Origin of the sequence: Hyphomonas sp. UBA3195, assembly GCF_002366485.1 — a bacterium.
Classification (GTDB): Bacteria; Pseudomonadota; Alphaproteobacteria; order Caulobacterales; family Hyphomonadaceae; genus Hyphomonas.
The window spans coordinates 1-17,112 of sequence record NZ_DEXB01000026.1 but is presented as its reverse complement, the minus strand read 5'-3'; the positions used below and the strand labels follow the sequence as shown (position 1 = coordinate 17,112).

18 protein-coding genes and 1 tRNA gene are annotated in these 17,112 nt (G+C 57.8%); 7 read left to right on the top strand and 12 right to left on the bottom strand.

Going from position 1 to position 17,112, the window contains the following annotated elements; translation table 11 throughout:
• Window positions 1-209 precede the first annotated feature (209 nt).
• The 4 genes from pgi (at window position 210) to B2344_RS08560 (ending at window position 3,127) form a co-directional block, all read left to right on the top strand.
• Window positions 210-1,766 (top strand): glucose-6-phosphate isomerase, encoded by a 1,557-nt coding sequence (gene pgi, locus B2344_RS08575; RefSeq protein ID WP_290485014.1) that lies wholly within the window; start codon window positions 210-212, stop codon window positions 1,764-1,766.
• Between the two features lie 48 nt (window positions 1,767-1,814).
• Entirely contained in the window at window positions 1,815-2,789 is a 975-nt protein-coding gene (locus B2344_RS08570; RefSeq protein WP_290485013.1) for a ribonuclease E/G, read from the top strand.
• Window positions 2,786-2,995, top strand: a complete 210-nt coding sequence (locus tag B2344_RS08565) for a DNA gyrase inhibitor YacG (RefSeq protein WP_206990518.1) — start codon at window positions 2,786-2,788, stop codon at window positions 2,993-2,995. Before B2344_RS08570 ends, B2344_RS08565 begins: the two co-directional genes overlap by 4 nt.
• A 57-nt stretch (window positions 2,996-3,052) precedes the next feature.
• A tRNA-Phe gene (locus tag B2344_RS08560) sits at window positions 3,053-3,127 on the top strand.
• A 19-nt stretch (window positions 3,128-3,146) separates the two neighbouring features.
• Here the strand turns inward: B2344_RS08560 and B2344_RS08555 are convergent.
• Entirely contained in the window at window positions 3,147-3,779 is a 633-nt protein-coding gene (locus B2344_RS08555) for a GNAT family N-acetyltransferase (protein ID WP_290482894.1), read from the bottom strand.
• A complete protein-coding gene (locus tag B2344_RS08550) occupies window positions 3,776-4,231 on the bottom strand; it encodes a hypothetical protein (protein WP_290479468.1) in 456 nt (151 codons plus the stop codon). The genes B2344_RS08555 and B2344_RS08550 overlap by 4 nt, the downstream gene beginning before the upstream one ends.
• Before the next feature lie 187 nt (window positions 4,232-4,418).
• Between B2344_RS08550 and B2344_RS08545 the strand changes: the two genes are divergently transcribed.
• The gene (locus tag B2344_RS08545) at window positions 4,419-5,369 is read left to right on the top strand and encodes a LysR family transcriptional regulator (protein ID WP_290482893.1); all 951 of its coding nucleotides are present in this window, start codon (window positions 4,419-4,421) and stop codon (window positions 5,367-5,369) included.
• Window position 5,370: 1 nt separating this feature from the next.
• On the opposite strand, the gene B2344_RS08540 is transcribed toward B2344_RS08545, so the two are convergent.
• Both B2344_RS08540 and B2344_RS08535 read right to left on the bottom strand, forming a co-directional pair.
• Window positions 5,371-6,411 carry an acyl-CoA dehydrogenase family protein gene (locus B2344_RS08540; protein WP_290485012.1) on the bottom strand — a complete coding sequence of 347 codons (1,041 nt, stop codon included), beginning with the start codon at window positions 6,409-6,411 and terminating at the stop codon, window positions 5,371-5,373.
• A gap of 4 nt (window positions 6,412-6,415) precedes the next feature.
• Window positions 6,416-7,609, bottom strand: coding sequence for an acyl-CoA dehydrogenase family protein (locus B2344_RS08535; RefSeq protein WP_290485011.1), 1,194 nt, complete (start codon window positions 7,607-7,609; stop codon window positions 6,416-6,418).
• A gap of 112 nt (window positions 7,610-7,721) precedes the next feature.
• On the opposite strand from B2344_RS08535, the gene B2344_RS08530 reads away from it, so the two are divergent.
• A complete protein-coding gene (locus B2344_RS08530) occupies window positions 7,722-8,486 on the top strand; it encodes a crotonase/enoyl-CoA hydratase family protein (RefSeq protein ID WP_206990523.1) in 765 nt (254 codons plus the stop codon).
• A gap of 3 nt (window positions 8,487-8,489) precedes the next feature.
• On the opposite strand, the gene B2344_RS08525 is transcribed toward B2344_RS08530, so the two are convergent.
• The gene (locus tag B2344_RS08525) at window positions 8,490-9,713 is read right to left on the bottom strand and encodes a TIGR03862 family flavoprotein (RefSeq protein ID WP_290485010.1); all 1,224 of its coding nucleotides are present in this window, start codon (window positions 9,711-9,713) and stop codon (window positions 8,490-8,492) included.
• Entirely contained in the window at window positions 9,706-10,467 is a 762-nt protein-coding gene (locus B2344_RS08520) for an RNA methyltransferase (RefSeq protein WP_290485009.1), read from the bottom strand. Before B2344_RS08520 ends, B2344_RS08525 begins: the two co-directional genes overlap by 8 nt.
• A gap of 76 nt (window positions 10,468-10,543) precedes the next feature.
• On the opposite strand from B2344_RS08520, the gene B2344_RS08515 reads away from it, so the two are divergent.
• Entirely contained in the window at window positions 10,544-11,764 is a 1,221-nt protein-coding gene (locus B2344_RS08515) for an NADP-dependent isocitrate dehydrogenase (protein ID WP_034815359.1), read from the top strand.
• Between the two features lie 171 nt (window positions 11,765-11,935).
• Here B2344_RS08515 and gmk read toward each other — a convergent pair whose 3' ends face one another.
• The 6 genes from gmk to fabG all read right to left on the bottom strand — a co-directional run bounded on the left by gmk (window position 11,936) and on the right by fabG (window position 16,942).
• The gene (gene gmk, locus B2344_RS08510; protein WP_290483771.1) at window positions 11,936-12,589 is read right to left on the bottom strand and encodes a guanylate kinase; all 654 of its coding nucleotides are present in this window, start codon (window positions 12,587-12,589) and stop codon (window positions 11,936-11,938) included.
• Entirely contained in the window at window positions 12,579-13,466 is an 888-nt protein-coding gene (locus B2344_RS08505; RefSeq protein ID WP_290479474.1) for a YicC/YloC family endoribonuclease, read from the bottom strand. The genes gmk and B2344_RS08505 overlap by 11 nt, the downstream gene beginning before the upstream one ends.
• The gene (gene mltG, locus B2344_RS08500) at window positions 13,463-14,491 is read right to left on the bottom strand and encodes an endolytic transglycosylase MltG (RefSeq protein ID WP_290485008.1); all 1,029 of its coding nucleotides are present in this window, start codon (window positions 14,489-14,491) and stop codon (window positions 13,463-13,465) included. The genes B2344_RS08505 and mltG overlap by 4 nt, the downstream gene beginning before the upstream one ends.
• 62 nt (window positions 14,492-14,553) lie before the next feature.
• Complete coding sequence (gene fabF / locus B2344_RS08495) at window positions 14,554-15,840, bottom strand: beta-ketoacyl-ACP synthase II (RefSeq protein ID WP_290485007.1); 1,287 nt, start codon at window positions 15,838-15,840, stop codon at window positions 14,554-14,556.
• A gap of 16 nt (window positions 15,841-15,856) precedes the next feature.
• Window positions 15,857-16,090 carry an acyl carrier protein gene (locus tag B2344_RS08490; protein ID WP_027839729.1) on the bottom strand — a complete coding sequence of 78 codons (234 nt, stop codon included), beginning with the start codon at window positions 16,088-16,090 and terminating at the stop codon, window positions 15,857-15,859.
• 114 nt (window positions 16,091-16,204) lie between these two features.
• Window positions 16,205-16,942: a 3-oxoacyl-[acyl-carrier-protein] reductase gene (fabG, locus tag B2344_RS08485; protein ID WP_206990530.1), complete on the bottom strand. Its 738-nt coding sequence runs from the start codon at window positions 16,940-16,942 to the stop codon at window positions 16,205-16,207.
• Window positions 16,943-17,112: the final 170 nt, after the last annotated feature.

Below are 17,112 nucleotides of genomic sequence, written 5' to 3'. Positions count from 1 at the left end.
TCGGGCCTCTCCTTTATTCAAATTAGGTGTCCGGCCCGCCGGACGCATGAACACCAGGCCGAATAGCCTGTTAAACGCGCCTCATAGCCATGTGCGGCGTGGGTTTCAAGCACGCAAATGCCAGTTCACTGCGGTCTAGTTTCCAGTCTTGCCCCGGTCGGAAACCCCGGATAAGCGGAAACAGCCAGAACTTACGCTAGGACAATGACATGACCACCGACCTCAAGCCTCATGCCGACCGGGTAAGCCAGACTTCTCTGAAGACGCTCGCAGATGCGCGTGCATCTTCTGCTCCGCTGCGCGCCGCAGGTTGGTCCATTGACCTTTCCCGACACTATCTGGACGCCGAAGCAGAAGCAGGATTGCTTCAGTTTGGGCGTGTCTCCGACCTTCAATCGGCTGCAGACAGCTTGTTCGCTGGTGATATCGTGAACCCTTCGGAGAGGCGCCCCGCCCTGCATTGGGCATTGCGCGCGCAGTCCGAATTGTCAGGCGAGGCCGAGACAGTCAGGCAAAGCGTTCTGCCCGCCCTCTCCTTTGCGCGGGATGTTGTTTCAGGCAGCGTGACGAGTTCGACTGGCCTACCTTTCAATGCCGTTCTCCACATCGGCATCGGCGGGTCTGATTTCGGTCCTCGCCTGATCGTCGACGCGTTCGAGGACAAAGCCTCGGGCAATATCGATCTCCGCTTCTGCGCGAATGTCGACCCCTTTGACCTGGACCGCGCCATGCATGGGCTTGACCCGACGCGCACGCTGGTCATCGGCGTCTCCAAATCCTTTGGTACCGAGGAGACCCTCTACAATCTCGCCCGAGCCCGGACATGGCTTGAAGAATCTGTTGGTGATCAATCGCAACAGCATCTCGCGTTGGTTACAGCAAATCCGGATCGCGCCAAGGCTTGGCTGAATGGCCGAGAAGCACATGTGTTTGATATGCCCCTGTCAGTGGGTGGGCGTTTCTCGCTCTGGTCGGCAGCATCACTGGCTTGCATGATCTATCTCGGCGCAGACACGTTCGAGGGCATATTGAAAGGCGCCGCCGAGATGGATGCGCATGTCCGGTCGGCTCCACTCGAAGAGAATGCCGCCATGCGCCTGGCCCTGCTCGACTATTGGAACGCGACAATTCGGAACGAAAAGATGCGCGTCCTGCTCGCATATGCGAACCGGTTGCGAATGTTGCCGACCTATCTGCAACAGCTTGAAATGGAATCAAATGGCAAGACGGTTGGCCCGACGGGCACAATGGTATCTGGTGCAACCGCTCCGGCGCTCTGGGGCGGCGAAGGATCGGTTGGCCAGCACTCCTACCATCAATGGCTACACCAGGGCTCACAAAACGTGCCTTGCGAATTCATCCTCGCTCCAGATCGCAGCCGGGATCCGGAAGGCATTAACGCTCTGACAGCTCATGCCTTGGCGCAGGCCGAAGTGCTCGCGAATGGACGGAGCTTCGATGAAGTCAAACAGGAAGAGCCTGATTTGTCAGACGAAGTCGCACGCCAGAAGGTCCATGCGGGTGGTCGCGCATCCACCTTCCTCGTACACAATACGTTCGGGCCAGCGGCATTCGGCGCACTGGTGGCCCTGTATGAGCATCGGACCTATCTCGCCGGGCATTTGTGGCAGCTCAACCCGTTTGACCAATGGGGTGTGGAACGAGGCAAGACGATGGCATCACGTCTCAAGCCAGCAGTCGAAGGTACCGCAGCGGCGGACGACGCGGTTACGTCAGCCCTAATCGCCATGATTGCGGGGGATTAACCGATCCGAATCCTGCGCGAAGTCTGTGTTGGCGAAACGCGCCAAGTCTTGCTGGACGATACGGGCCGACCTGTCGCACTCAAGATCACACGTTGGTCCGACAGCGAGACACAGCTGACCCTGGGCGCGCAGGCCCCTGCCCGGATCCGATCGCTACAACCCGAACAAGGCGGCGCATTTGTCGAGACGGCCGGTAAGGCTGAGGCGTTCCTGCGCTTGCCAGCAGACCACGGACTTACAGAAGGTCAGTCTGTAGACGTGACGGTCATGGCAGAGGCACGAAAAGACAAGCTGCCTCGCGTGTCGATGACCGACACGCGCATCCCAGCAGCAGACAACAACTCATGGCGCGAAGCACCAATTCACGATGTGGAGATCGGTGATGACCGCATTCAAGCGGCGTTTGACGAAGCCTCGTCGACAGTTGTGACCATCCCGAAGGGAGGGCGTCTGTGCATCGAGCGCGCCAGGGCTCTGACAGTGGTCGATATTGATAGCGCCGGGCGGCAAAGCAAGGGTAGCGCGGCGAGCCGCGCGCTTCAGCTCAATCTTGATGCTGCCCGAGAGCTGGCCCGACAGGTAGGCCTCCGTAGCCTCGGCGGTCTTGTCATCCTTGATTGTGTCGCGCCCCTCAATACCGGATCTCGTAAGAAGGTTCAGGATACGATGAAGTCCTGCCTGGAAGAGGTTGGTCTTCATACCACCACCGTCTTGGCACCGTCCAAACTCGGCTTGATGGAAATCGCGCTGCCTTGGCGCGAAACGCCGCTTCATGAACGCACGCTCGATTCTCGCGGTAACCCTACCGACGAGACACTTGCGCTGACGGGGTTGAGACTATTGGAGCGCACAGCCAAGCAAAATCCGATGCACAAGCTGACCCTTGAATTGCCAGGCCAGGCCAAGGTCTGGCTGGACAAGACGGGTGCGCCCCTTCTGGACAAGCTGTCAGACAAGTATGGTCAACGCTTCACATATCTTGCCTCGACGAAGCCGATGCCCACAGTATATCAGACCGCATGAGTAAACCTGTGTCCCCCAAATCCGTCCAACCGAAATGTTCCCAATGCCGCAAGAATCCTGTCTCTGCGCAGTACCGGCCCTTCTGTTCAAAACGCTGCGCCGATGTCGACCTGAACAAATGGTTGTCTGAAGGATATGCCATTCCAGGCGCACCGGCGGATGTGGCAGATGAGGTGCCGGGTCAAGAGATGTCAGAGGATGACTGAAAACAGCATGGACAAGTTCAAAACCCTTCGTTAGATACCGCGCTTCCCCAGTGGCCCGCCCGGGTAGCTCAGGGGTAGAGCAGCGGATTGAAAATCCGCGTGTCGGTGGTTCGATTCCGCCCCCGGGCACCATTCCAGACTTTCCGCACATTCATGCCGCTTGTTCATTGGATTGCGATCTGGCAACCGAGGTTTCCAGAACACCGGGTTCGTCCCATGCACCCTCGGGGCGGATGATGCGGTAAGGGTCTTCTTGCATTCGCAGCGCTAACGGATGGCGGGGAATTGGGATTTCGATCTCGCGATATTCGTAATCCGAGAACCAGAATGCCGGCCGACCCTCAATCAAACGACATTTGAAGGTTCGGGACCAGACCGGCCAGAGGCGCGACTGAATTTGGCCAATCATCCTCTCATACCCTTTACGCGAAACTATCTCGAAACCGGTTGCCAAGAGTACGCGCAATCCGACGCGCCCGCGCTCACACGGCAGCAAGGCGATCCGTTCCAGCTTCGCAAACTCCGCGAACCAGCGAATGCGTAATGTCCCGACCGGACGCCCTTTCGCCTTCAGAAGGAGATGTGTTGCGCAGAAGTCGTTGCCGTCAAATTCTTCCTCATATGGACAATCCTGTTCGCTGAGAAAGACGGCAGATCGAATGGCGCTGATCTGATGGAAACCATCGAGAGTTCTTACAATTTCTGTTGAGTATTCGAGATAAGCTTCAGGCGGCACGCGGCGGAGAAGCACAGACTCTCCGATCTTGTTTTGGATCTGGCTCATGATGTCTGGTCCAAAACCGTCTGGAATGGCGGCTGGATAAACAAATCTGGGAGCCCCCCTTCAAATTCTTGAAACCCCAAGCTCAACATGGAGCGCCGTCCGTCCTCCGTGGCGCCTCGCGCATAGGCGGGAAACACACCGAACATTTCCACACGAAGAACAGCGGACGCCGTCATGATTTTTTTTCGCGCTTCCCGCGAACTGCCCGCATAGACGCCGACATAAAATGCCGCGATATCCTTGCCCTGCGTTGCCAAATGCTCAGACGACGGCGCCGCAGGCACATAAGAACCATTCCTGACGGCAGCTTCGCCTTCCGCAGATAGCGGTATGGTCAGGAAAATGCCGTCAACCGGATCTCCCGTCACCCATGCCGTCATACCGGTTTGAACGTTCATCGCCGAAATCGCATCGACTGACGCTAGCTTTCCGTCAATCAGCGATTCCGCCATGGAAATGGCGGCTTGGAGTTCGTCGCGGTCTGCGAGCCGAAACCCAAAATCTCTTGCCCGCGCAGCAAGTACCTCAGGTTCAATATCCGCCCTTGCCCTATTTCTAGCCTGAGTTGCATTCATGAAAATTCTCCATTATATGGTTAATTTTCATGACATGAATTTGGGCGGGTGACTTCAGCACAAAATGAAACGGGGGCTTTCACACGCGCAAGGCAGTCAAGGCTCGTTCGATCAGTTTGACTGGGACCGGTTGAGAATCTTCCGCGCGGTGGCACGGACTTGCAGTATGAGCGCTGCCGCATCCCTGCTTGGCGTCTCATTGCCAACGATCAGCCGCAGGATAACCGAGCTCGAATCCACGCTGCATACAGAGCTATTCAGGCGGAACCACACGGGGGTAATCCTGACGAAGGCGGGAGACGCGCTACTGCGACACGCCGACCTTGTCGCGGACACGATCGAAGCCGCTCAGAACGAAGTCTGTAGTGCAGCAAATGATTCAGGAACGCACATCCAGCTTGTCTGCAGTGAGGCGATAGCTCTTTACTGGATCGCACCTCGTCTTGCGCAGTTCCAACTGAGCAATCCCGATACGATCGTCGATCTCACAATCAGCGATTCACCATCTGATTTTCACGACCTGGCGGGAGACATCGCCATTCAGGGGCTGCAACCAACCGAGTCTGACCTGATGGTCAGTCGTATTGGCAGATCGCACTATGCCGGCTTCGTATCGGCCGAATGGGAAAAGGATCACGCAATGCCATCGTCACTATCCGACCTGGCAAGGAGAAAAGCTCTTGTCCATAGTCCCTACTCTGAACTTCTTCAGATATCTGGAAACAGCTTCCCGGGTCTCGACATGATGCGCCGCATGAACACATTGGAGACAATGGTATCATTCTGCAAGTCCGCAATAGCGCCAGCCTTGTTACCTACCCACATAGCTGATCGTTTTCCCGATCTCGTTGTATGTCCGGCGCCTCGGTCTCCTGCGATAGACATCTGGCTCTACCATACGCCACGCGTCAGAAAGTTAAAAAATGGAGGTTGCTTTCTGGAGTGGCTCCACCACATTTTCGCAGCCGACCAAAGCGAATGGTTCCGCCAAGTTGATGTCACGCGTATGTGCTAACCTATGCGACCAGCCCCTGCTGCTGGGCAGCCAGTTCCCTGAGCGCCATTGGCGACCCCATGATCTGGCGGTTTACACCAATTCGCTTGTACCAGTAATGCAGGCCAACGAGATCCGTGAAGCCCATTCCGCCATGTACTTCCGTAGACGTTTTGGCAATGAAGGTTCCGACTTCTGCCATATGCGCCTTGGCGAGAAACGCCATCGCTAGCGCTTCATCATCCTCAACGTCCAACGCATGAGCGGCGTGCCATATCAACGCGCGTGCAGGTTCAAGTTTCGCCGCCATTTCAGCGCAAAGATGCTTCACCGCCTGAAAAGAGCCAATCACGCGACCGAACTGCTGGCGATCCCCCGCATAGGCAACGGCCTTGTCCAACATGCATTGGGCGGCACCGAGCGTGTCAGCGGCAAGAAGAATGCAAGCTACGGCGAACGTCTTTTCGACTTCGGCTCCCGTAATTTGCTGCTCGAACGAGGTAATTGTGACCTTCGAAAATTCACGCGTACGGTCGATCGTCTTGACCTGTTCTGCAGAACCGGCCCGACCGATCCGGACCGTGTCATTCGCCAGAAAAAGCAAGTGAGTCGAACGCGCGACGTCCATGGCCATGAGTGATGCCCCGGAGACGGCCTCGTCACGAATCGACAGGCCAGAACCATCCCGTCTCGAAAGAAAATCGTTAAGGGCTATGCCGAAGCGCGCATCGTTGTTCGCAATGTCGTTCAGAATGCTGGAACCAGAGTCACGCAACGCATAGGCTGCGACAGAGTTCGATAAGAAACGTGCGGGAACAATACCGTATCCGAAGCACTCCTGGACAAGGGCCGCGTCGAGCACACCGAGCCCCGACCCTCCATCTTTCTCCGGCACAAGTAGCCCATCGAGACCCAGCGCGGCCAGATTAGCAGCAAGCGTTTCAGCGACTTGGATTTCGCCCTCTGCAATCTGGCGAACAAGATCGAGCGACACTTCTTCGGCGACGAAGCGGCGAACGGTTTCCTGCAACATCACCTGGTCTTCTGAGAGTCCGAATTCCATTGATTTAACTCCTCGCCAGCCGGGGTTCGCGCGGCATGCCAAGCCCGCGTTCCGCAATAATGTTCTTCTGAATCTGAGCCGTACCGCCACCGATGATCAGTCCGAGATCATACATGTAGCGCCACTGCCAGGCCCCGCCGGACCTCAAATGCTCGCCCTCCTCATAGAGGATGCCAAGTTCGCCCAGCGCATCGATGGCCAAGGCCGCAATCTGGTGATTGAGTTCGCAGCCCTGAAGCTTCACGACCAGGCCTGCCAGCCCCGCCGCCTCGCCCTTGAGCCTGTTTGTTGTGATCCTCAGCCCATTGGCCTGCATGGCGTAGACTTCGGCCTGCAGCGTCATGAGCCGATCACGCAGCACCGGATTGTCGATCAGGCGTTGCCCGTTTACGGTTTCAACCTTCATCAGCTCGACCAGTTCGATGAACCGGGCCTTGGTGGCATTCGGGTCCCCCAGCATGCCCCGCTCGTGAGTGAGCGTTGCGTTGGCGACTTGCCAGCCCTTATTCACCTCGAACACGACGCCGCTTTTCGGCACTCGTACATCGGTGAAGAAGACCTCGTTGAAGTTTGCCGAACCGGTCATATCGACAAGTGGGCGTACTTCGATGCCGGGCGTATCCATCGGGAACAGGATATAGGTGATGCCATGATGCTTCTTGGCATCCGGATCAGTTCGGACGAGACAGAACATCATGTCGGCCTGGCGCGCCGTGGAGGTCCAGATCTTCTGACCATTGATGACGAAGTCATCGCCATCCTCGACTGCGCGCGTGCGCAGCGCCGCAAGATCAGATCCCGCGCCCGGCTCCGAGTACCCTTGGCACCAGATCAGCTCTCCCTTGAGCGTCCGCTCAATGTACGCCTCTTTCTGTTCCGGTGTTCCGAGTTCAAGCAATGTCGGCACCAGCATCGAAATGCCCTGACCGGCGAGCGGCCGTGGCACCCCGGAACGCGCGAACTCTTCGGCAATGATCCGGGATTTCAGGATATCGGGCTCGGCGCCATACCCGCCGTATTCGGTGGGAATGGTACGCGCCGTCAGGCCTTCCCGGATCAGGAACTCCTGCCAGGCGAGACGTTTCGGATGCTTCAGGCCTTTGTCGTCAGGGCCCGGCGCAAGATGGGCGTTGGCTTTCAGCGTTTCTGCGACCTGGTCACGAAACGCGGCGTATTCGGGGCTCAATGTCAAATCCATAAGCTAACTCTCGAACAGCTTCCCCAAGGGCTGGCAATATGAAACCGAAGTCTGTCTTGCAGAACGTTGGGGAAAGCCTGTTAGCGCTGGCTGTAGTCAAAGGAGGACACTCATGCCCGTCGAGTACAAGAAACAAGGCAATGTCGCGATCATCACCATGAACCGACCCGAGGCACGCAACGCCATCAACGCCGAAATGGCAAGCACTATGGAAGCCGCGATCGACCAAATGGAATCTGATCCGGAAGTCTGGGTCGGCATTCTCACTGCCGTCGGCAAGGCATTTTGTGCCGGCGCAGACCTCAAGGAGATCTCCGCAGGGAATGGTGCTGGCCTGTCCACGAAGAAAGGCGGGTTTGCAGGAATCGCACGTCGCGAACGGACCAAGCCACTGATCGCGGCCATTACAGGATCTGCCCTCGCAGGCGGCACCGAGATCGCCCTTTCGTGTGACATGATCATTTGCGCGGACAACACGAATTTCGGTCTTCCGGAAGTAAAACGCTCCCTCGTCGCCGGAGCTGGCGGCCTGTTCCGCTTGCCCCGCGCTGTCGGGCGCGCTGTCGCGCTTGAAGCCATCCTGACAGGTGACCCACTTCCGTCACAGCGGGCCTATGAACTCGGTATGGTCAACAAGGTTGTGCCAGAATCCGAAGTGATGGGCGAAGCCGAAGCGCTTGCCGCAAGGATCACCGCCAACGCACCGCTCGCTGTCGCCGCCAGCCGCGCCGTGGCGATGGATGCAACCAGCAAGACGGATGACGAGCTCTGGAAAGACAGCGGCAAGGCATTTGCCGGCATTGTCGGGACGGAAGACTTCAAGGAAGGCCCGAAAGCGTTCATCGAAAAACGTGCGCCCGTCTGGAAGGGCCGCTAACGACTATACCTGTGATCTGAGCCACCGGACCGCGCCCAACCCGGCCGCGCGTCCGGTGGCCATGCAGGCCGTCAGCAGATAACCGCCTGTGGGCGCGTCCCAGTCCAGCATCTCGCCCGCGCAGAACATGCCAGGCTGTTCCTTCACCATGAATTGATCGTCCAGCACATCGAAAGAGACGCCGCCCGCCGTGGAGATCGCTTCATCCAGCGGGAAAGGCTTTGCAAGCGGGATCGGCAGACATTTGATCAGTCGGGCCAGACGTTCCGGCTCATTGGAGACATCCAACCCACCAAACTCGAGCAACAATGCGCGCTTCACGCCTTTCAGGTTTGCTGCTTTGCGGAGATGGTTTGAAAGCGACTGTTTTCCCCGGTCTTGTTTCAGACGGCTGACCAGAGCTTCCTCCGAGAGGTCGGGCGCAAGATCAATCTCCAAAGTCGCCTTCCCGTTATTCTCCACCCTGTCGCGTACGGCGAGTGACAGCGTGAAGATCGCACCACTTTCCACGCCCCGGTCGGTCACAACGAATTCTTCCCGGCTGGTCTGGTCCCCGAAACGAACAGCAACATTCTTCACGGGCGTTCCGACAAATTCCGTCCTGACACGGTCTGACCAGTCGACGATGAAGCCGCAATTGGACGGCCGGAAAGGCTCTGTGTGTATGCCCCTCTCGGCGAACACAGATGGCCAACTCCCATCCGAGCCGAGCCGCTTCCAGCTTCCTCCGCCCAGAGCAAATATCTGTGTGTCTGATTGTACAGATATTGGCCCCTCTGGAGTGTCAAAGATCATGTCAAAATCGTCGCTCCATCCCGCCCATCGATGCCGTGTATGTAGCTGGACGCCGTGCGACTGCAGCCGTGCAAGCCACGCCCTCAGGAGCGGCGATGCTTTCATTTGTACCGGGAACACCCGGCCCGTTGGCCCAATTGTCGCCTCGACACCGAGAGCCCGCATCCATTCCGCAATGGCTGCTGGCCCAAATTCGCCAAGGGCAATTTTCAGCATGGGTGCCACACTTGGAAACCGCGAGGTAAATGCTTCCCCCTCGCGCATATTGGTAATGTTAAGGCCGCTCTTGCCAGCCATCAGAAATTTCCGTGCCGGGCTGGGCATGGCTTCATAGAGTGAAACGGCATACCCGGCGTCAGACAGGATTTCTGCTGCCATCAGGCCAGCGGGTCCAGCGCCGATAATGGCAACATTCGGCGAGTGCTCAGTCATCGCGATTGACGCGCGCCTTGCCCCGGCCAAGCGCGAGCGCCTTGATCGCGCCTCGGAAAGTCTGCACTTCCTGCCGCGTCCAGTCAGCCCGGACAAGGGCAGCACGCAAATTGTCTTTCATGAGCGGTGTCTTTTCCGGCGGGAAGAAATAGCCGGCGCGTTCCAACTCCTCTTCGAAATGCTCGAACATGCGGAAGAGCTCATCTCGCGGGGCTGGCTCGCCCAGTTTCGCCTTGTCCTGAGAGATCACCAGATCCGATTGCTCGCGGCGCTTTCCCCACTCTGCGCAGAACACACAGACAGCTTGAGCAAGGTTGAGGCTCTTGAACTCCGGATCGACCGGATAGGTCATCAGGAAGTCTGCAACAGCCACGGCATCGTTCGGCAGGCCTGATTTCTCAGCGCCGAACATGATGGCCGACTGACCGCCCCCCAATCGCTCGAACGCCGTATCCGCAGCTGAGCCCGCATCCCCGACGCGCTTTTCGATGCCGCGTAGGCGCGCCGTAGCTGCTGCGAGCCAGGTGATGCCCTCCAGCGCGTCTGGCAAAGTCTCGAAGACGCGCGCTACCACACCCGACTCGAACGCCCCGGCAGACATTGTATCTGCGGCAGGATTCGGCCAGCCATCCCGCGGCGTAACCAGACGAAGGTCGGTCAGGCCGAAATTGCGCATCACACGCGCCGCAGCGCCAATATTCTCACCCAATTGGGGGCTATGAAGGATAATTGCGGGGTTGCGCTGATCTGACATGGTTTTCCCTGTTTTGACGCGGCTGTGGGCTCTGCTATAGCCCTGCGAGAATAGTGCAACCGCAGGGAATACAAACATGGCGAAAATCAAGGTCAAAAATCCAATCGTCGAGATGGACGGGGACGAAATGACCCGCATCATCTGGCAGATGATCAAGGACCGGCTGATCCATCCTTATCTCGACATCGACCTCAAGTATTACGACCTGTCGGTCCAGAAGCGTGATGAGACGGACGACCAGATCACCATCGACGCAGCCAATGCAACCAAACAATACGGTGTCGCTGTCAAATGCGCCACGATCACACCGGATGAAGCCCGCGTTGAAGAGTTTGGCCTGAAGAAGATGTGGCGTTCGCCAAATGGCACGATCCGCAACATTCTCGGCGGCGTAGTCTTCCGCGAACCAATCGTGATCTCCAACGTCCCACGTTTGGTGCCAGGCTGGACGAAGCCGGTTGTGGTTGGTCGTCACGCCTTTGGTGACCAATACAAAGCCACGGACTTCCTCGTTCCCGGCAAGGGCAAGCTGACCATGAAATGGGAAGCATCCGACGGATCCGATTCCAAGGAATTCGAAGTCTTCGACTTCCCTTCCTCCGGTATCGCCATGGGCATGTACAATCTCGACGAGTCCATCCGTGACTTCGCGCGCGCCAGCCTGAACTACGGCCTGCAGCGCAAATGGCCGGTCTACCTGTCGACCAAGAACACGATCCTGAAAGCCTATGATGGCCGCTTCAAGGACATTTTCCAGGAAGTGTTCGACGCTGAATTCGCAGACAAGTTCGCCGAGTTTGGCGGCACCTACGAACATCGCCTGATCGACGACATGGTCGCAGCGGCCATGAAATGGTCCGGCGGCTATGTCTGGGCCTGTAAGAACTATGACGGCGATGTCCAGTCCGACACGGTCGCCCAGGGTTACGGCTCGCTGGGTCTCATGACGTCCGTTCTGATGACACCGGATGGCAACACGGTCGAAGCCGAAGCCGCACACGGCACGGTGACGCGTCACTACCGCAACCACCAGAAGGGCGAAGCCACGTCGACCAACTCGATTGCGTCGATCTTTGCCTGGACCCGCGGACTCGACCATCGCGGCCGTATGGATGACACACCAGACGTGCGTGCCTTCGCCCAGAAGCTGGAAGAGACCATCATCAAGACGGTCGAGAATGGCCAGATGACAAAAGACCTCGCCTTGCTCGTCGGTCCGGATCAGGAATGGCTGACGACTGAAGGCTTCATCGAAGCGGTCGACAAGAACTTCCAGGAAGCCATGTCGAAATCCTGATAATCTCAGGCCTTACAGAACAAAGCCCCGCAGCTTGGCTGCGGGGCTTATTTGTTCAAGCGATGTATTTGGCGACAAACCATGCGCCCCAGACGATCCCGAGCAACGGGATCAGCGCCACCAACCAAATTGGGCGAGCCTTTACGTTCCCAAGCTTCTCCTCCGGCTCCATCACGCCTCTCCCAGAAGCGTGCGCACATGGTCTTCAAGATCAAGTTGACGCAACCGTTTCAATCGCTCGGTCAACAATATGCGTCGTAGCCTTTGATAGGCCACTTCAAGATCGTCGTTCACAATCACATAGTCATAGCGGCGCCAATGCATGATCTCCCGTTTGGCGTCGTCCATGCGGCGGGCAACAATCTCCGGGGTCGAGCCGGGTCGGGCCGCGAGACGTTTCTCCAGCGCGCTGATGCTGGGTGGGAGAATGAATACCGATACCACATCGTTTGGCATCTGGTCGTGCAGCGCATCGGCGCCCTGCCAGTCCACATCGAACAAGACATCCTCGCCCGCATCCAGCTTGGCGACCGTGTCGGCCTTTGGCGTTCCATAATACTTGTCGAAAACGTGCGCCCATTCCAGGAATTCCCGCCGTTCGATCATGTGATGAAACTCGTCGACAGACCGGAAGTGATAGTCTTTTCCGTCGTTTTCGCCGGGGCGTGGTGGACGCGTGGTCGCCGACACGGACAGATTCACATCGTCGAACTCTTCGATCAATTTTTTCGCGAGCGTTGTCTTGCCTGCACCTGAGGGGCTCGACAGCACCAGCATGAGCCCCCTGCGGTGCCCATGATCCTTTGGATGTCCACTATTCGACATTGGCTGCCTGCTCCTTGAACTGGTCTATGGTTCCTTTGAGACTGAGCCCGGCATTCGTCAAATCAAGGCTAACAGATTTCGAGCAGAGCGTATTGGCTTCACGGTTGAGTTCCTGGGCGAGAAAATCAAGCTTCCGGCCCACCGGTGAGCCACCGGAAAGCAGTTTTCGCGCAGAGTCGAAGTGTGCGAGCAAACGGTCCAGCTCCTCGCGGACATCGGCCTTCGCAGCGGTCAGCGCGAGTTCGGCTGCCAGCCGTTCCGGTTCCACCTGCTGGTCTGCCCCCAATTCTTCCAATTGCTTCGTAAGCCGTGCCTTGAGCAATGCAGGCTGGTCCCCTGCGAGCGAGATAGCGGTGTCCGTCGCCGATACCAGTTCGTCGACCAGGTCTGACAGCATCGCTTTCAGCGCGCGCCCCTCAGCCTGACGTGCCTCGTCCAACTCCGCAAGCGCCGCGCCCGCAGCAGATTCAAGTTCAGCCATCACGTCCGAATTCGCCGCAACGTCCCGTATGTTTGTGGATCCGATTTCCACAACGCCTTTTACGGTCATCAGGGTGGCGATGGCTTCGCTGGAAATGCCAACGCCGTGCGCTTGTTCCGCCGCCGCCAGCAATGTGTCCAGCAAGGCCTGATCGATCGTGGCGCCCCCCGCCTGTTCACTAAGTTCAATCCTGAGCGAGACCTGAAGGGATCCGCGATTGAACCGTTTCGAAGCCGCGGCTTTGATCACACGTTCCAACGCATCAAACCCGGGAGGGGTGTTCACCCTTACATCCAGTCCTCGCCCATTCACGCTCTTGGCCTCCCAAGCCCAAGCGCCCCATTCCGCTTCCCCTGTGACGCGGGCAAAGCCGGTCATGCCGGATAGGTTTTTCATTTCCCTGCCCGCTCCCTCTGGATTTCTTCGCGTTCATATTTGCGATAGGCCGCGACATTGCGATTGTGTTCGGCCAGCGTCTTCGCGAACAAATGGCCGCCCTTGCCGTCTGCCACGAAAAAGATGTGGCCTGTCTCATCGGGGTTCAGGACGGCCGCAATTGCCTCCCGGCCCGGATTGCAGATCGGCGTCTTTGGCAGACCATCAATCTGATACGTATTCCAGTCCGTCTTCCGGTCGATCTCGGATCGATAGAGCGTTCGGCGCTCTCCACGACGATTGTACAGGGGCTCACCCCTGGAGATCCCGTAGATGATCGTCGGATCGCTCTCCAAACGCATACCTCGCTTCAGACGGGTAACGAACAGGCCAGCAATCTGTGGGCGCTCTCCGGCGATACCGGTTTCCTTCTCGACAACGGAGGCAAGGATTACCGCCTCTTCCGGCGTTGAAATGGGCAGACCTTCAGCGCGCCTGGGCCACAGGTCTGCCAACATGTCGGCTTGTGCCTTGCGCATTCGCTCGACCAGTTCTGCGCGGGTGGTGCCGCGCTGAAAGAGGTATGTGTCCGGGAGCAGCGTGCCTTCACCGATTTCCGTCTCCGGCATCTCGCCAGTAAGGATCGGGTCAGCTTCAAGGATTTTTAGTAATTGTGACGTGGTCCGGCCTTCCGGCAGCGTTATCTTGTGGAGGACCGATTTGCCCTCAATCAGGACATCCATCACGTCTGTCACACTCGCGCGCGGCTCGAGAATGAATTCGCCGGTCTTGATGGCAAGTTCAGTGCCGTCGAGCCGTGCCTTCAGGCGTACCAGACGGTCGTCCTGCACGATACCGTCCTGCTCCAGCCGCAAGGCTACGCGGGTCAACGTTTCGCCCGGCTCAACCGTGAAGACGTGCTGCTCTGTGGAGGGGCCCGGTTTCGAGACTTCGTTCTGGAACCAGAGCCATCCGCCGCCAAGGGCTGCGCCACCCACAAACAGCAGGAGCACCAGCACCGAAAGCAGGACTTTGATGAATTTCATGAACGCCTCGCGAATCCTGACTGTGCCAGCCTACATGCCAACCCCAGCCCGGAGAAACAGGCTTACTGAACTTCCTTGAGAACCAGCGATGCGTTCGTGCCGCCAAAGCCGAAGCTGTTGGACATGGCCGCACGCACCCGGCCCTTCTTGGCCTTGTGCGGGATCAGGTCCAGAACAGTCTCGAAGCTCGGATTGTCGAGGTTCAAGGTCGGCGGCATCACCTGGTCGCGGATCGCGAGTGCGCAAAACGCACTCTCGATGGCTCCGGCAGCGCCGAGCAAGTGTCCTACGGCCGACTTGGTCGACGACATGGACATGTTCTTGGCATGCTCGCCGAAGGCCCGCTCTACGGCACCGGCTTCACCTTCATCCCCCTTCGGGGTCGATGTGCCGTGGGCGTTGACGTAGTCGATCTCTGACAGGTCCATGCCCGAATGCTTGAGCGCCATCTTCATGGCACGGTATCCACCCTCCGCGCCTTCAGCAGGGGCCGTGATGTGATAGGCGTCACCCGTCAGGCCGTAGCCTGCGACTTCCGCATAGATCTTCGCACCGCGTGCCTTTGCATGCTCGTACTCTTCGAGCACGACGATGGCGGCGCCTTCACCCATGACGAAGCCATCCCGGTCCTTGTCATAGGGGCGCGAGGCCTTTTCAGGCGTATCATTGAAATTCGTGGACATAGCCTTGGCAGCGCAGAACCCTGCGATACCGATGCGGCCAATGACAGCCTCGGCGCCGCCTGCAACCATGACATCCGCATCGCCATATTTGATGAGGCGGGCAGAGTCGCCGATCGCGTGAGCGCCGGTAGCACAGGCCGTCACCACCGAATGGTTGGGCCCTTTGAATTTGTGCCGGATCGATACCTGGCCAGAGGCCAGATTGATCAAAGCAGCAGGGATGAAGAACGGGCTCACCTTGCGCGGCCCGCTCTCATGAAGCGTGATCGCAGTCTTGTAGATCGATTCAAGACCACCAATACCGGACCCGATGAGAACGCCAGTGCGCTCCTGACCTTCGTCATCCTCGGGCTTCCATCCGGCATCCTCTACAGCTTCGTCTGCTGCAGCGATCGCATAAAGAATGAATTCGTCGATCCGACGCATCTCTTTTGGGGAGACGAATTTGGCCGGATCAAACGCATGGGGATCTCCTTCGCCGCCGCCGCGGCCTGTTACCCACGGAACCTGAAACGCAATCTTGCACGGCATATCTTCGGGATCGAACGTATCAATACGTCCAGCCCCAGATTTGCCTTCAAGCAGGCGCTCCCAGGTTGCCTCACGGCCAGCGGCCAAGGGTGAAACAATCCCGATTCCGGTAATAACAACGCGGCGATCTGACATAGAAATCCTGGAAATCTTAGATGTGGGCTTTGATGTGCGTTACCGCATCACCAACTGTGCGGATAGATTCCTGCACATCATCCGGGATCTCAATGTTGAACTCTTCCTCGAAAGCCATGACCAGCTCGACGAGGTCAAGAGAGTCAGCGCCGAGGTCGTCGATGAAGCTTGCGCTCTCAACAACTTTGTCACCATCCACGTCGAGATTATCGACAACAATTTTTTTAACGCGTTCTAGAACGTCAGACATGAGTACCTCTCTGAAAATGCCTGAGGACTGGCCCAGATTCGAACCATTGTGTTGCGCCTAGCATACACTGGGGACGAGCGCCAAGTCCTATGAGTGGGGCTTGCTGTAGTGAAATCAGATCATTGCCATGCCGCCATTCACGTGGATTGTCTGTCCCGTGACATATGCAGCCTGGTCTGAAGCAAGATAAATGGCTGCAGCGGCAATGTCTGCACCCTGGCCGAGACGACCTGCAGGAATCTGTCCCAAAAGGGCGTCTTTCTGCTTTTCCGGCAACACTTCCGTCATGGGTGATTCGATGAATCCGGGCGCAATCGTATTGGCGGTAATACCGCGGCTGGCGACTTCCTGGGCCAATGATTTGGTAAATCCGATCATGCCAGCCTTGGAGGCGCAATAATTGGCTTGGCCCGGATTTCCGGTAACACCGACAATGGATGTAATTCCGATAATCCGGCCGTGGCGGCGCTTCATCATGCCTCGCACACAGCTCTTGGTGAGGCGGAAATAACTGCCCAGATTGACCGACAGAACATCGTTCCAGTCTTCATCCTTCATCTGCATCAGCAGCTTGTCGCGCGTGATACCGGCATTGGCGACGAGAATGTCGAGCGGGCCGATTGCTTCCTCAGCCCGGCCCACAAGGCCATCGACTGATTCCGCGTCAGACAGGTTGCAGGGCACGATGGCGCTCTCGCCTTTCAGTGTGCCGGCAACTTCTTCCAGCACGTTCTCACGTGTCCCGGAGAGAGCCACTTTGGCGCCCGCTTCGGACAAGGCTTGTGCGATGGCGCGGCCAATTCCGCCGGAAGCACCGGTCACGAGGGCCGTACGGCCGGTAAGATCAAACATCTTGTCTATCCCTTCATTGCTTCTGCAAAGGCTTCGAGATCCTCGGGAGTCCCGAGCGTAAAACCGTTGAGTGACTTGTCGATTCGGCGTTGCATCACCGTCAGCACCTTGCCATTGCCTGCTTCGCCCGTCGCTTCAACTCCCTGAGCGACCATGAATTGCACACTCTC